The organism is Mesorhizobium sp. B1-1-8, from assembly GCF_006442795.2.
Classification (GTDB): Bacteria; Pseudomonadota; Alphaproteobacteria; order Rhizobiales; family Rhizobiaceae; genus Mesorhizobium.
Map to the genome: position 1 here is coordinate 5,092,166 of NZ_CP083956.1, position 14,223 is coordinate 5,106,388.

Annotated in this window: 16 protein-coding genes; 12 read left to right on the forward strand and 4 right to left on the reverse strand. The window is 62.9% G+C overall.

Going from position 1 to position 14,223, the window contains the following annotated elements; all coding sequences use genetic code 11:
- Positions 1–216: 216 nt before the first annotated feature.
- Positions 217–945, forward strand: coding sequence for a helix-turn-helix domain-containing protein (locus FJ974_RS25040; protein ID WP_140533186.1), 729 nt, complete (start codon positions 217–219; stop codon positions 943–945).
- 159 nt (positions 946–1,104) lie between these two features.
- On the opposite strand, the gene FJ974_RS25045 is transcribed toward FJ974_RS25040, so the two are convergent.
- From FJ974_RS25045 to FJ974_RS25060, 4 genes are read right to left on the reverse strand one after another with little or no spacing between them, the layout of a single operon-like run.
- Entirely contained in the window at positions 1,105–2,145 is a 1,041-nt protein-coding gene (locus tag FJ974_RS25045; protein ID WP_140533185.1) for a heme-dependent oxidative N-demethylase family protein, read from the reverse strand.
- Between the two features lie 9 nt (positions 2,146–2,154).
- Complete coding sequence (locus FJ974_RS25050; RefSeq protein WP_140533184.1) at positions 2,155–3,120, reverse strand: PDR/VanB family oxidoreductase; 966 nt, start codon at positions 3,118–3,120, stop codon at positions 2,155–2,157.
- Positions 3,117–3,713 carry a dimethylamine monooxygenase subunit DmmA family protein gene (locus FJ974_RS25055; RefSeq protein WP_140533183.1) on the reverse strand — a complete coding sequence of 199 codons (597 nt, stop codon included), beginning with the start codon at positions 3,711–3,713 and terminating at the stop codon, positions 3,117–3,119. The genes FJ974_RS25050 and FJ974_RS25055 overlap by 4 nt, the downstream gene beginning before the upstream one ends.
- Before the next feature lie 39 nt (positions 3,714–3,752).
- Entirely contained in the window at positions 3,753–4,886 is a 1,134-nt protein-coding gene (locus FJ974_RS25060) for an aminomethyltransferase family protein (protein WP_140533182.1), read from the reverse strand.
- A 280-nt stretch (positions 4,887–5,166) separates the two neighbouring features.
- Here FJ974_RS25060 and FJ974_RS25065 point away from each other — a divergent pair, with 280 nt between their 5' ends.
- The 11 genes from FJ974_RS25065 to FJ974_RS25115 all read left to right on the forward strand — a co-directional run bounded on the left by FJ974_RS25065 (position 5,167) and on the right by FJ974_RS25115 (position 14,185).
- Positions 5,167–5,454, forward strand: coding sequence for a hypothetical protein (locus FJ974_RS25065; RefSeq protein WP_140533181.1), 288 nt, complete (start codon positions 5,167–5,169; stop codon positions 5,452–5,454).
- Between the two features lie 10 nt (positions 5,455–5,464).
- Complete coding sequence (locus FJ974_RS25070) at positions 5,465–5,842, forward strand: hypothetical protein (RefSeq protein WP_140533180.1); 378 nt, start codon at positions 5,465–5,467, stop codon at positions 5,840–5,842.
- A gap of 15 nt (positions 5,843–5,857) precedes the next feature.
- Positions 5,858–6,019 carry a hypothetical protein gene (locus FJ974_RS25075; protein WP_140533179.1) on the forward strand — a complete coding sequence of 54 codons (162 nt, stop codon included), beginning with the start codon at positions 5,858–5,860 and terminating at the stop codon, positions 6,017–6,019.
- A gap of 14 nt (positions 6,020–6,033) precedes the next feature.
- Positions 6,034–7,437: an APC family permease gene (locus tag FJ974_RS25080; RefSeq protein WP_140533178.1), complete on the forward strand. Its 1,404-nt coding sequence runs from the start codon at positions 6,034–6,036 to the stop codon at positions 7,435–7,437.
- Positions 7,438–7,484: 47 nt separating this feature from the next.
- A complete protein-coding gene (locus FJ974_RS25085) occupies positions 7,485–8,174 on the forward strand; it encodes a hypothetical protein (protein ID WP_181177113.1) in 690 nt (229 codons plus the stop codon).
- On the forward strand, positions 8,171–8,488 hold the full coding sequence (locus FJ974_RS25090) for a hypothetical protein (protein ID WP_140533177.1): 318 nt from the start codon (positions 8,171–8,173) through the stop codon (positions 8,486–8,488). Before FJ974_RS25085 ends, FJ974_RS25090 begins: the two co-directional genes overlap by 4 nt.
- Before the next feature lie 95 nt (positions 8,489–8,583).
- A complete protein-coding gene (locus FJ974_RS25095) occupies positions 8,584–9,480 on the forward strand; it encodes a class II glutamine amidotransferase (RefSeq protein WP_140533176.1) in 897 nt (298 codons plus the stop codon).
- A 4-nt stretch (positions 9,481–9,484) separates the two neighbouring features.
- Positions 9,485–10,216 carry a GXGXG domain-containing protein gene (locus FJ974_RS25100; protein ID WP_140533175.1) on the forward strand — a complete coding sequence of 244 codons (732 nt, stop codon included), beginning with the start codon at positions 9,485–9,487 and terminating at the stop codon, positions 10,214–10,216.
- 6 nt (positions 10,217–10,222) lie between these two features.
- A complete protein-coding gene (locus tag FJ974_RS25105) occupies positions 10,223–11,551 on the forward strand; it encodes an FMN-binding glutamate synthase family protein (protein WP_140533174.1) in 1,329 nt (442 codons plus the stop codon).
- A 36-nt stretch (positions 11,552–11,587) separates the two neighbouring features.
- Complete coding sequence (glnT, locus tag FJ974_RS25110) at positions 11,588–12,895, forward strand: type III glutamate--ammonia ligase (RefSeq protein ID WP_140533173.1); 1,308 nt, start codon at positions 11,588–11,590, stop codon at positions 12,893–12,895.
- Positions 12,896–12,931: 36 nt separating this feature from the next.
- A complete protein-coding gene (locus tag FJ974_RS25115; RefSeq protein WP_140533172.1) occupies positions 12,932–14,185 on the forward strand; it encodes a sarcosine oxidase subunit beta family protein in 1,254 nt (417 codons plus the stop codon).
- Positions 14,186–14,223: the final 38 nt, after the last annotated feature.

Here is a 14,223-nt window from a genome sequence, read left to right on the forward strand (position 1 = left end):
TGACAGTGACAGTAATTGGCGCTCCTGTGCTGTCAACTGCCTTGCGGCGAAACAGCGTTGCGCAGAATCAATTTTCAGGGAAAGCGATTGGGGGCCGGTCTCTCAAAAACAAGCCGATCCGCCATGGAAGACTTGTTGAGACAGTTGCGCTTCTGTATCGGCAACGAATATGTTCACCGAGAGTGAAAAAAATTCGCGGATCCCCGGGGTGGCGACATGACGAAAAAAACTTCCGGCCCCAAGCCTGGCGCGGATCCCGTCGCGGTTAAAACCAGGCCATCGCCGAAGGGCATTGGTCCGAACGGACGAACGATCCGCACGCCGCTGACTCAAGACCCGCACGCCATTCGCGACACGCGCGAAAAAGTGCTGGAAGTGGCGATCGGCCGCGAAGTGCGGGCGTTCCGCAAGAAGCTCGGCATCACCGTCGCCGACCTCGCCGCCGCCACCGACATTTCGCTCGGCATGCTGTCGAAAATCGAGAACGGCATCACCTCGCCGTCGCTGACGACGCTGCAGGCGCTGTCCAGAGCGCTTGGCGTTCCCGTCACCGCCTTCTTCCGCCGTTTCGAGGAGGAACGCAGCGCCGTCTTCGTCAAGGCCGGCGAAGGGCTCGACGTCGAGCGGCGCGGCACGCGCGCCGGGCACCAATACAATCTGCTCGGCCATATCGGTTCCAACACCAGCGGGGTCATCGTCGAGCCTTACCTGATCACGCTGACCGAGGATTCGGATGTGTTCCCGACCTTCCAGCACGAAGGCATGGAGTTCCTCTATATGCTGGAGGGCGAGGTCGTGTACCGGCATGGCAGCAACCTCTACCCGATGAAGCCGGGCGACAGCCTGTTCTTCGATGCCGACGCGCCGCACGGACCGGAAGAGCTGACAAAGCTGCCGATGCGCTATCTGTCGATTATCTGCTATCCGCAGAAAAGCGCAGGGTGAGGCGCTCGACGAAGGCCCCCTCACCCGGATTGCCAAGGCCGAATTGCGAAGGGCAATTCGGGGCAATCCGACCTCTCCCCGAGGGGAGAGGAGACGCCAGCCCCTTCTCCCCCGCGGGGAGAAGGTGGCCGCGAAGCGGCCGGATGAGGGGGAGTCGCGCTAATCCGGCCCGAACCCCGGGCTCGTCGGGCTGCCGTCGTCGAGCTTCGACAGCCATTCGATCAGCGTCGGCCTATATCGTGTCAGGCCCTTATAGGTGGCGAGCTCTTCCGGCAGGTCGCGGATGACGCGGTGCAGGCGACGCGCCCATTTCGGCTGCGTGACCAGCTCATCCATCTTGATCAGATAGCAGCGGATCGGAAAGACGATGCCGTTCGAGCGCGGCAGGCGCCAGAAGCTCTGCAGCTCGACGCGCAGATGCACCTTCTGGCCGACATTCTCGGGTGTTACGGTGGCGCGGTCCGGACCCCATTTGTGATAGTTCTCGGGGCTGGTGTCCAGGCGCGGGTTGATGGTCATCGTCCAGTTGAGGCGTCTTGCCGGCTTACCCTGCTGGATGTTGGTGAGGAACTTCAGCGCACGAATGAAAATGCCTTTCTCGTGCGCCAGCGGCACCGGCGCGTGCCACTCGAAGAAGTTCATGCCGATGTCGAAATCGAGCGACCAGTCGGCCTGGGTGGTGACCATGCCGGCATCCATCCACAGATTGCCGTCGCGCTGGTCGAGGATGCAGAAATCGCCCTGGCTCTGGCGGGTGATGTATTCCATCGGCCCGTAAGGCAGCGTCGAGGTGTCTCCGAAGGTGAAGGTGTCGTCGATGCCGAGCGGCCGGTTGATCCAGCGCCAGCGGTCGCCGTCGCGGGTCAGCGTGAAATGCTCGGGATAGCCGAGCGCCTGCTGCTCCATCAGAAGCTCGAGCAGGTCCCAGCCAGCCAGCGTCATGTGCGGCAGCGACTGACAGCGCAGCGGATCCTCGGCCAGCACCAAAGCGCGGTCCTGCATCTCGGCGACATAGTGTTCGTCGACGTCGATCAGGTTCTCCAGCACGCTGCCTTTCGGGCCGACGACATGCGGCTCGATGTTGACGGCGTACATGTAGCTGTCTTCGTTGAACGGAAACGGAAAGCGCCTGATGTGATCCGGGCTATTCCTGAACGTATAGTCGTCGCGAAACGTTTCCTTGCGAAAGGTGATGCCCAAGCTCGCCTCCTATCTTTCCAAGACCAGCGATTTGCCCTCGAAGCGCGACACGCAGGGCATGATCTTGCAGCCGGAACGATGGTCTTCCTCGCTCAGCCAGTGGTCGTTGTGGATGAACTTGCCGTCATATGAAATGACGTTGGTCTCGCATTGGCCGCAGACGCCGCCGCGGCAGAGATATGGCGGATCGACGCCGGCCGCCTCGATGGCTTCGAGCAGACTCTGCTGCTCGCCGACACGGATCGTTTTGCCGCTGACGGCCAAGGTCACGTCGAAAGGGGCCCCGGGCTGAGGCGCGGCGAAATGCTCGAAATGCACGGTCTCCGATGGCCAGCCCAGCACGGCAGCGCGGTCGCGCACCCAGTTGATCATGCCGGCCGGCCCGCAGACATAGAGATGCGTGCCGAGCGGCTGCGAGGACAACAACCGGTCGAGATCTACGCGCTCGTTACGGTCGTCGTGATATAGCCGGACCCGGCGGCCGTAGCGCTGCTGCAGGAGATCGGCGTAGGTGCCGAGCGAGGCGGTGCGACAAGTGTAGTGCAGCTCGAAATTGCCGCCGGAGCCGGCGAGCTGGGCGGTCTGCGCCATGAACGGCGTGATGCCGATGCCCCCGGCCAGCATCAGGTGCTTCTTCGCCCTCAGGTCGAGCGAGAACAGATTGACCGGATAGCTGATCACCATCTCGAGGCCGGCGTGGACGCTCCGATGCATGAACAGCGAGCCGCCGCGGCCGATATCGTCGCGGCGCACCGAAATCGTGTATTCGCGCGTGTCGAGCGGCGAGCCCATCAGCGAATACGGATTGAGCCTGGTGCGGTTGCCGTCGCGCATCTCGACCACGACATGGGCGCCGCCCGAAAACGTCGGCAGCAACTCGCCGTCGCGCCGGCGGAAATGAAAGCGGGTGACCAGTTCATTGACCGGGACGACGTCGCTGACGACGACATCCAATTTGGTGGTGCCGGTGCTCATCGGAAAATCTCCTCCATCGGAGGAATTTCTGAGCGGTCCTCGGCATTGATGCAGACGCCCTGAAACGCCGCCAGCCGCCGCGAATAATGATCGCGCACCAGAAGCAGCAGGCCGCAATGCGAACAGAGCGCCGGCTGCGTCGTCACGTTCTCGGTGATGCCCTTGCAGTGCACGCACTGCATGCGTCGGGCCAGCGAGCCGCGATGCTCGGTCTCGATCGAAGTGTGGTCGATGCCGGCTTCGAGCGCCACCTGCATGGCCTGGCCGATCAGCCCTTCAGTGCCGCAGAGATAGAGGCGCAGGCCCATATGGGCGTTGGTCAGCGTCTGCTTGAGCCTTGGCAGCAGGCTGGCGAAGGACGGCGGCAAATGGAGCTGCGCCGGCTTCAGCGCTTCGAGGGCGGCAATGTGCTTGCCCTCAGGGCCGGCGATGAAGACGATCTCGGCTCCGTCGAAAAAACCGTCCGGAGCTTTCCCGGCCATATCGATGATCGCGAGCGCGCCTTCCGCATCCGCGACGAAAAGATGATGCTTGCCGGGCTGTGGGGACAAGGTTCCGTAAACGGGCCGGCTGATGATCGTCTTGGCTGCCATTCTCTTTTAGTGCCTTAAACCCTCGCTGTTGATGATGCCTCAGCCCCTGGCGGTGCGCTTGGACTTTTTCGGATCGTCGAACGGCAATGGCTGCGCTGTCGCCTTGATCGAGCCGCTCCTGTTGCGGATCTCGAGCCTGGTGTCCTTGACGGCGCAGTCGACGTCGAGCCGGGCGATGCCCATCGATTTCTCGACCAGCGGCGAATACATGGCGCAGGTCACCACGCCGACCTTTTTGCCGTCGCGATAGACCGGCGCGCCTTCGTCCGCCGGCTCCTTGCCGTCGAGCAGCACGCCATAGATCTTGAAGCGCTCCTTGCCCTTCAGCCGATAATGCTCCTCGGCGCCGCGGAAGCCGGTCTTGCCGGGGCTGACGGTGAAGTCGAGGCCGAGCTCCCACAGCGTGTCGCCGGGGCCTTCATTCTCGAACGGATATTTTTGCGAATTGTCATAGGGGTAGAACAGCAGGTAGCTTTCGACGCGCAGCATGTCGAGCGTGGTGAAGCGGCACGGGATGATGCCGGCGCTCTTGCCCTCGTCGAGGATCCGGTCCCAGATCGTGCCGGCATCCTGGCCGCGGCAGAAGATCTCATAGCCGCGCTCGCCGGTATAGCCGGTGCGCGAAATCATCACCGGCAAGCCGAACAGCTGCGTCTGCATGTGGTGAAAATAGTTGAGATCGCGGATGCCCGGCACGTGCTTGGCCAGATAGTCGACGGCTGTCGGGCCCTGCAGCGACAGGTCGTGCAGATTGTCGTCGAAGCGCAGCGAGACGTCGCGCCCGACGGAGGCGCGCTGCAATTCCTCGTGACCGGTGCCCGAGCCGTGCACGACCATCCAGGAGTTCGGGCTGATGCGGTAGATGATGCAGTCGTCGGTGAACTTGCCGGCCTCGTTCAGCATGCAGGCATAGGCCGACTTGCCGGGATAGATCTTCTCGACATCGCGCGTGGTGGCGAGGTCGATCAGATGCGCGGCGTGCGGCCCGGTGATGTGGACCTTCTTCAGGCCCGACACATCCATCAGGCCGGCCCTGGTGCGGATGGCGATATATTCCTCGTCGGCGTCCTTGTTGTAGGTCCAGGCGGTGCCCATGCCGCTCCAGTCCTCGAGCTTCGAGCCGAGCGTGCGATGGCGATCCGCCAAGGTCGAAAATCTCCAGGATGCCGTCATCCGATCGTCCTCCATGCGATAGCGTTGATGTTCCCTGCTCCTGCTCGGTGGCGGAGCTTGGGCTGAATATTGATCGCAAACGAGGAAGCGCCGCAATCCCCTTGAAGCAAATAATTTCATTGTCAGGCAAAATTTTTTACATGAAACGAACGGTTCACAAGCCGTAAATTCGTCTTGACAATTGCGAAACTCGGGCGGAATTTATGAAAAAAATTTCACTCTCTTGAAAGAGTGGCGCCCGGTCGTTTCGGGACCGGACGTCGAGCGAAGGGGAAAACCGATGTCCGACCTGCAGCAGCGCATCGAAGCGCTGTACCGTTCCGACGTGCGTGGATCCGTGCTCCTGATCGTCTGCCTGTGGGCGACGATCCTGTTCGTCCTCCTGATGACCTGGGCCTACATCCCCGACAGTGGGATCAAGCTCGTGGTGGCGGTCGCCGCCGCGGCGGTGCTGATCTTCAACACCGCCGCCATCCTGGCGATGCTCAACCACTACAAGGAGGACAAGGATTTCATCTACGGGCTCGACATCAAGAACGCCGACGCGTCTCGCAACCGCCAGTCCTGAGGGGAAAATCATGTCTCGCTACATCCCACCCGAGCAAAGCAGGGCCGGACAGATCTTCGACATCGCCGTCGTCGTCGTCGCCATTTTCGTCGCGCTTTGGCTGCCGCTGAAACTGGGACTTGCCGGAGCGGCGAAATCCATCGACGCGCTCGACGCCAAGACCTGGGAAGCGCTCGGCCAGAACCCGACAATGGCCTCAATCTGGGAGAAGCTCGGCTATACGCCGGAGACCGCGCACGACGTCATCCAGAACCGCTTCCACTACATCATCGACTGGCCGACCCTGATCATCATGGCGGTCGTGATTATCGCCTATTTCGTTTTCCTGTTCCGCGCCTCCGATCGCGAGTATCGCGAGGTCATCAACGAGAAGTTCGAAGACAAGTAACCGGGGACAAGACCCATGTGGATGGCGCTCAATTACGCATGCTGGGGTATCTCGATCGTGCTGGCGTTGTGGATGCTCTACGACTGGTTCCAGGTCGACACGACCTATTCCGAAGAGACGCTGACCTCGTCGCGCGAAGGCGAGCTCGAAGCCGTTTCCGAAAAACACCGGATCTGAGTGGAGATTGAACGATGACGGCCGCGGTTGATTCGGCAGGTATGGCAGTAAATGGCGAGCGGGTCTCGCTGCTCAGGGTGCTCGGCCCCGCCCATGTCTGGGCGCTCGGCGTCGGCATCGTACTGGTCGGCGAATTCACCGGCTGGAATTTCTCCGCCGACAAGGGCGGCGCGCTTGCCGCGCTGATCGTCTGCTGGATCGTCGGGCTGCTCTACACATCGGTCGCCATGATCGATTCCGAGGTAACCTCGACGGTTGCCGCCGCCGGCGGTCAATATGCGCAGGCCAAGCATATCGTCGGACCGCTGATGGCCTTCAACGTCGCGCTGTTCCTGGTGTTCGCCTACACGATGCTCGAAGTATCGGACGCGATCCTGCTCGGCGACACCATCGTCGCCAAGGCCGGCGTCGAAGGGCTGACCCACAACTCCTTTATCGCCGCCACCATCGTGGTGCTGGCATGGCTGAACTATCGCGGCGTGCTGATGACGCTCAACGTCAACTTCATCATCACCGCCATCGCCTATGTCTCGATCGTCATCCTGTTCTTCTCGGTCAGCCCGTGGACGCAAGGGGCGGTGCTGAAGCTCAACGTGCTGGTGACCCCCGCCAACGCGCTGCCTTATGGCTGGATCGGCGTCATCGCCGCCTTCCAGTTCGGCATCTGGTATTATCTCGGCATCGAAGGCACCACGCAGGCGGCAGAGGAAGTGCGCTCTCCGGCGCGCTCGCTGCCCTACGGCACGATGGCCGGAATGATCACGCTTTTGATCGCCGCCGCCATGACCTGGTATGTCTGCGCCTCGCTGATGCCCTGGGAATATCTCGGCATCACCTATTATCCGCTGTGGGATGCGGGCAAATTGACCGGCAGCCCGCTGCTCGAGAACCTGCTCTTCATCGCGACCCTGCTGGCGGCCCTCGCCTCGGCCAATGGCTGTATCAACGATGCGGCGCGCGCCTGGTTCTCGCTCGGCCGCGACCGCTACCTGCCGAGCTGGTTCTCGGCGGTGCATCCGAGATACCGCACACCTTACCGCTCGATCCTGTTCCTGCTGCCGATCGCGCTGGCTTTCGCCTTCATCGCCGACCTCAACCAGGCGATCACCTTCTCGATCCTGTCCGGCGTGCTGCAATACACCTTCATGAGCATCAACATCATCATGTTCCGGAAGAAATGGCCGCTCGGCTCGATCCGCAGGGGCTATACCCATCCCTTCCATCCGCTGCCGGCGATCGTGCTGTTCTGCCTGTGCGTGGTCACCTTCTTCGCCATCTTCCTCGGCTTCGGCTCGCAGCTCAGCGCAATGGTGCTGTTCTATTTCTTGATCTCGGTGTGGTTCCATTTCTACCGCTACAAGTTCGTGCGCCGCGGCGACCAGTTCACCATGCCGTGGCCGAAGCCGCAGGGCTATTGAGCAGAGAGAAAGCCCGCCGGGATGACGGCGGGCTTCGGCGTGTCGAGATGTCCGAACTGACGTCAGCTTTGCTTACCGGGGCGATCGCACTTGCCGTCGTCCTTCACGTCGCATGGCTTGCGCGCGCCAGCCGCAACCGGGCCAGGGCGGCGCTTGCCGCCGACGGGGCCGGCATCCGCGCCGTCATTCCCGATGCTGTCGATGTCTCCGACGGCACGGCCGGCGTCATCACCTGGGCCGGTTCATGGAACGGCCGACGCGCGCAGGTGCGCACCATCGTCGACACGCTGGCAACCAGAAAGCTGCCGACGCGCTGGCTGAGCGTCTCGATCACCGAGCCGGTCGCCGTGCCCGGCACGTTCGACATGATGATGCGGCCGGGATCGCCGACCACCTTCTCCAATTTCGATCATCTCGATCACACACTGCACAAGGGCGCCGGCTTCCCGGCGGAGGCGGTGCTGCGCACGGACCGCAAGGGCGTTGCCTTCCCGCTGGATGTGATTGCCGCGCATACCGAGATCTTTGCCGAAGGACGCGCCAAGGAGCTGCTGATCACGCCGAAAGGCGTACGCATCGTCTGGCTGCTGGCCGAGGCCGAGCGGGCGCGCTACGGCGTGTTCCGGCAGGCAGCGTTCGGCAACGCCAGACTGGAACCGGCGCTGATCGAAAGGCTGCTCACGGCTGCATCCTCGCTGCGCGACGCGATCAACCAGCGCGAACAGCAGGCAGCATGACCGATACACATACATCCGCCCCGCCCTCCAACCCCTATCTGGTGCTCGGTGCCGCCATCGTGCTGCCGGGCAGCGGGCATGTCATGCTCGGCCTGCCGGCGCGCGGTCTGCAGTTTCTGTTCTTCATGGTTATCCTTGGCTGGGTCACCACCAAAGTGGCGCCGCCGGATGCAACCTTCATCGGCCGCCATGCCGGCGGCTTCCTGATCTATGCGCTGTCGGTCCTTGACGCCTACAGGATAGCGCGCATTCGCCATGCCCTATGGGTTCACAAAGCCCGCCCGGACGGCGATAGTGCCGGCTCCGACGCATAGGCGACATATAATCAGAGGAAAATTTCTTTCATACCAATTGAATTCGGCTTACGCATTCGATACATCATTTGGAGCCATAAACGTCGGAGGCTGACATGTGCGGAATCGTCGGACTTTTCTTGAAGGACAAGACGCTGGAGCCCAGGCTCGGCTCGATGCTGTCGGAGATGCTGATTTCGCTCAGCGATCGCGGCCCGGACAGCGCCGGCATCGCCATCTATGGCGCGGCCACCGGCAATGAAGCCAAGATCACCCTTCAGTCGCCGAAGCCGGAGCGCGATTTCCGCGGCCTCGACGCCGAGCTCGCCAAGGCGATCAGCGCGCCGGTGAGCATTGCTGTGAAGTCGACGCATGCCGTGGTCAGGACCACGCCCGACAAGGTCGATGCGGCCCGCGAAGCTCTCCAGACACTTCGGCCCGACATCCGCATCATGGGCGCCGGCGAAGCGGTAGAGATCTACAAGGAGGTCGGCCTGCCGGAAGCCGTCGTCGAGCGGTTCAACGTGCGCGCGATGACCGGCACGCATGGCATCGGCCACACCCGCATGGCTACGGAATCTGCGGTGACGACGATGGGCGCGCATCCCTTCTCGACCGGCGCCGACCAGTGCCTGGTGCACAACGGCTCGCTCTCCAACCACAACAATGTGCGGCGCGAGCTGGTGCGCGACGGCATGACCTTCGAGACCGAGAACGACACCGAGGTGGCGGCCGCCTATCTTTCGCACCGGATGGCGCATGGCAAGAATCTCGGCGAGGCGCTGGAAGGCACGCTGTCCGACCTTGACGGCTTCTTCACCTTCGTCGTCGGCACCAAGAACGGTTTTGGCGTGGTGCGCGATCCGATCGCCTGCAAGCCCGCGGTGATGGCCGAGACCGACCAGTATGTCGCCTTCGGCTCGGAGTATCGCGCGCTCACCAAGCTGCCGGGCATAGACAATGCGAGGGTCTGGGAACCGGAGCCCGCAACCGTCTATTTCTGGGAGCATTGAGCTCATGCCGGCAACCACCGTGTCGAAAGCGCTGCGCGATCAGAGCCATGCAAGGGTCTTCGACCTTGGCGAAATGTCGCTGCGCGAGCTCAACCAGGCGCTGCACAAGCTTACTTCGGGCTCGAACGAGACCGCCTGGGAGGTGCTCAACCCGAAAGGCAGCCATTCGGTCGCCGTCGGCGTCGACCAGCCGATCAGCATCGATGTGCGCGGCAGCGTCGGCTATTATTGCGGCGGCATGAATGACGGCGGCGCGATCACCGTGCATGGCTCGGCCGGGCCCGGCGTCGGCGAGAACATGATGTCGGGCTCGATCGTGATCAAAGGCGACGCCAGCCAGTATGCCGGCGCCACCGGACGCGGCGGCCTGCTGGTCATCGAGGGCAACGCCTCGTCGCGCTGCGGCATCTCGATGAAAGGCATCGACATTGTTGTGCACGGCAACATCGGCCACATGTCGGCCTTCATGGCGCAGTCCGGCAATCTGGTCGTGCTCGGCGACGCCGGCGATGCGCTGGGCGATTCCATCTACGAAGCGCGGCTCTTCGTGCGCGGCAAGATCGGCAGCCTCGGCGCCGACTGCATCGCCAAGGAGATGCGGCCCGAGCACATCGAATTGCTGCAGGGCTTGCTTGACCGCGCCGGCGTCACCGGCGTCAAGCCGTCGGAGTTCAAGCGCTATGGCTCGGCCCGCACACTCTATAATTTCAATATCGACAACGCCGATGCGTATTGAGGCAGCATGACTTATCGCAACCCGCCGACGACGCCACGCAAATCCGCGACCTTCGACGACTACACGCTTTCCGAAATCCGTCGTGCCGCCGCCACCGGCATCTATGACATCCGCGGCGCCGGCGCCAAGCGCAAGCTGCCGCATTTCGACGACCTTTTGTTCCTCGGCGCCTCGATCTCGCGCTATCCGCTCGAAGGCTATCGCGAGCGCTGCGACACTTCAGTGGTGCTGGGCTCGCGTCACGCCAAGAAGCCGATCGAGCTGAAGATTCCGATCACCATTGCCGGCATGAGTTTTGGGTCACTCTCCGGCCCGGCGAAGGAAGCACTTGGGCGCGGCGCAACGCTCTCCGGCACATCGACCACCACCGGCGACGGCGGCATGACCGAGGAAGAGCGCGGCCATTCCAAGACGCTGGTCTATCAGTATCTGCCGTCACGCTACGGCATGAACCCGCGCGACCTGCGCCGCGCCGACGCCATCGAAGTGGTCGTCGGCCAGGGCGCCAAGCCCGGCGGCGGCGGCATGCTGCTCGGCCAGAAGATCTCCGACCGTGTCGCCGAGATGCGCACGCTGCCCAAGGGCATCGACCAGCGCTCTGCCTCGCGCCATCCCGACTGGACCGGGCCGGACGATCTCGAGATCAAGATCCTCGAACTGCGCGAAATCACCGATTGGGAAAAGCCGATCTACGTCAAGGTCGGCGGCGCCCGCCCCTATTACGATACAGCGCTTGCGGTGAAGGCCGGCGCCGACGTCGTCGTGGTCGATGGCATGCAGGGCGGCACGGCCGCCACCCAGGAAGTGTTTATCGAGAATGTCGGCCAGCCGACGCTTGCCTGTATCAGGCCGGCGGTGCAGGCGCTGCAGGACCTCGGTATGCACCGCAAGGTGCAATTGATCGTCTCCGGCGGCATCCGCAACGGCGCCGACGTCGCCAAGGCGCTGGCGCTCGGCGTCGACGCGGTGTCGATCGGCACGGCGGCGCTCGTCGCGCTCGGCGACAACGATCCGCGCTGGGAGGCGGAATACAATGCGCTCGGCACCACGGCGGGCGCCTATGACGACTGGCACGAGGGCCGCGACCCCGCCGGCATCACCACGCAGGATCCCGAACTGATGCAGCGGGTCGATCCGATCGCCGCCGGGCGGCGGCTCGCGAATTATCTCAAGGTGATGACGCTGGAGGCGCAGACGATCGCCCGCGCTTGCGGCAAGAACAGCCTGCACAATCTCGAGCCCGAGGATCTCGTCGCGCTCACCATCGAAGCCGCCGCGATGGCCGGCGTGCCGCTCGCCGGCACCAACTGGATACCGGGGAAGAACGGCTTCTGACACAAACTAGCAATGCCACATAAGCGAGGAACTATAATGGGGAACGATCTCGCCGCCTTCGCCAAAGAGAACGGCGTCAAATATTTCATGATTTCCTACACCGACCTGTTCGGTGGGCAGCGCGCCAAGCTGGTGCCGACGCAAGCGATCGCCGACATGCAGAAGGACGGCGCCGGCTTTGCCGGTTTCGCCACATGGCTCGACCTGACGCCGGCGCATCCCGACATGCTGGCGGTGCCGGATCCGGCTTCGGTGATTCAGCTGCCGTGGAAGCGCGATGTCGCCTGGGTGGCCGCCAATTGCATCATGGACGACAAGGAGGTCGACCAGGCGCCGCGCAACACGCTGAAGCGTGTCATCGCGGAAGCCGCCGGCGACGGCATGCACATCAAGACCGGCGTCGAGGCGGAGTTCTTCCTGATCTCGCCCGACGGCAGCGTGATCTCCGACAAATACGACACGGCGTCGAAGCCATGCTACGACCAGCAGGCGGTGATGCGCCGCTATGATGTCATCGCCGAAATCTGCGATCACATGCTGGCGCTCGGCTGGGGCCCGTACCAGAACGACCATGAAGACGCCAACGGCCAGTTCGAGATGAACTGGACCTTCGACGACGCGCTGGCGACCGCCGACAAGCATTCCTTCTTCAAGTTCATGGTCAAATCCGTGGCGGAGAAACATGGTCTGCGCGCGACTTTCATGCCAAAACCCTTCCAAGGCCTGACCGGCAATGGCTGCCACGCCCATATCTCGGTGTGGGACAAGGCCGGCGAGACCAACGTCTTTGCCGACAAAGCGATGGAACTCGGCCTTTCCGCCAAGGGCCGGAACTTCCTCGGCGGCATCATGAAGCATGCCTCCGCGCTTGCCGCGATCACCAACCCGACGGTCAATTCCTACAAGCGCATCAATGCGCCGCGCACCATTTCGGGCGCGACCTGGGCGCCGAACACGGTGACCTGGACCGGCAACAACCGCACCCACATGGTGCGCGTGCCCGGCCCCGGCCGCTTCGAACTGCGCCTGCCCGATGGCGCGGCCAACCCGTATCTTTTGCAGGCTGTAATCATCGCCGCCGGCCTCGACGGCATCCGCTCGAAAGCCGATCCGGGCAGGCGCTACGACATCGACATGTACCAGCTCGGCCATACCGTGACGGATGCGCCGAAGCTGCCGCTCAACCTGCTCGACGCGCTGCGCGAATTCGACAATGACAAATCGCTGAAGGCGGCGCTGGGTGAGGAATTTTCGTCGGCATACCTAAAGCTGAAGCAGCAGGAATGGAATTCCTATGCTTCGCACTTCACGCAGTGGGAGCGCGACCACACGCTGGACATCTGATGTTCCGCGTGGGGCGAGCGGCCTTGGAATGATTTTATGAAATACTCGATCTTCTCGCTCGCCCGCGCCGCCCTTTCCGGCCACCAGAACTGGCAACGCACCTGGCGCGATGCCGCACCGAAGGACCGCTATGACGTGGTGATCATCGGCGGCGGCGGCCATGGGCTGGCGACCGCCTGGTTCCTGGCCAGCGAGTTCGGTATCCGCAACGTCGCCGTGCTCGAAAAGGGCTGGATCGGCTCGGGCAATGCCGGCCGCAACACCACCATCATCCGCTCCAATTACGGCCTGCCCGGCAACACCGGTTTCTACGAACTTTCGATGAAGCTGTGGGAGCGGATGGAGCAGGACCTCAACTACAATTCCATGGTCAGCCAGCGCGGCGTCATCAACCTCTACCATTCCGACGCGCAGCGCGACGCCTATGCGCGGCGCGGCAACACCATGCGCATCAACGGCATCGATGCCGAACTGCTCGACCAGCCGGCACTCAAGAAGATGATGCCGTTCCTGAATTTCGATCATGCGCGCTTTCCCGTGCAGGGCGGGCTGTTGCAGCGGCGCGGCGGCACGGCACGCCACGACGCCGTCGTGTGGGGCTATGCGCATGCGGCAAGCGGCCTCGGTGTTGACATCATCCAGAATTGCGAAGTCAGCGGCTTCACTCGCGACGCCAACGGCAAGGTGACCGGCGTCGAGACCTCGCGCGGCAAGATCGGCGCCGGCAAGGTCGGCATGGCGGTGGCCGGCTCCTCGTCGCGCGTCGCGGCGATGGCGGGCTTAAGATTGCCTATCGAAAGCCATGTGCTGCAGGCCTTCGTTTCCGAGGCAATCAAGCCGCTGCTGCCCAACGTCATGACCTTCGGCGCCGGACATTTCTACGTCAGCCAGTCGGACAAGGGTGGGCTGGTGTTCGGCGGCGACATCGACGGCTACAATTCCTACGCCCAGCGCGGCAATCTGCCGGTGGTCGAGGATGTCTGCGAGGGCGGCATGGCGTTGATCCCGATGATCGGCCGCGTGCGGCTCTTGCGCCAGTGGGGCGGCATCATGGACATGTCGATGGACGGCTCGCCGATTATCGATAAGAGCCCGGTCGAAGGCCTCTATCTCAATGCCGGCTGGTGCTATGGCGGCTTCAAGGCGACGCCTGGTTCCGGCTTCGTCTTTGCCCATCTTCTGGCCCGCGACGAATCGCACAAGGAAGCGGCACTGTTCCGCCTCGATCGGTTTCGGCGCGGTGCGATGATCGACGAAAAGGGCCAGGGCGCCCAACCGAACCTGCATTAGTGAGATAGAGCATGATGTCGTCCGAAAACCGCTCCACA